The organism is Marinifilum sp. JC120 (assembly GCA_004923195.1).
In the GTDB taxonomy this organism is placed as follows: Bacteria; Desulfobacterota; Desulfovibrionia; order Desulfovibrionales; family Desulfovibrionaceae; genus Maridesulfovibrio.
In genome coordinates, this window is record RDSB01000228.1 from 1 (window position 1) to 403 (window position 403).

At 41.4% G+C, this 403-nt stretch carries 1 protein-coding gene; it reads right to left on the bottom strand.

Annotation, left to right across the window (positions count from 1 at the left end):
- Positions 1–403: hypothetical protein (locus D0S45_20925; GenBank protein TIH03140.1), on the bottom strand; the 403-nt coding region annotated here is incomplete at its 3' end.

Consider the following 403-nt stretch of genomic DNA (forward strand, 5'->3'; position numbering starts at 1 on the left):
GCTGCTTCAGTTTTAGGAATGCTTCTTGGCATTCAGTTGACCAGAACCATTTAGTATCCTTTTTCAATAAGCAATTAAGAGGAGCACGATGGCGATGCAGATCTGGCAGAAAAACTCCATAATGACTAACCATTCCCAAGAAAGAACGTAAAGTTGATATATCCGTCGGTGGAGGCATGGACTTAATGGCTTCGACATTTTCAGGATCAGGTTTTCTCCCGTTTTTATCAATTATGAATCCCAAATACCGCACTTGCTCCATGTAAAAATCACATTTTTCGGCACGCAGTCTGAATCCATAATCTGCTATGCGTCTGAGAACCGTATCCACCTTATTCTCTAAATCAGCATAGTCTGTACCCATGATCAATATATCATCGAGATAAGCCGCGGTACCAGGAAT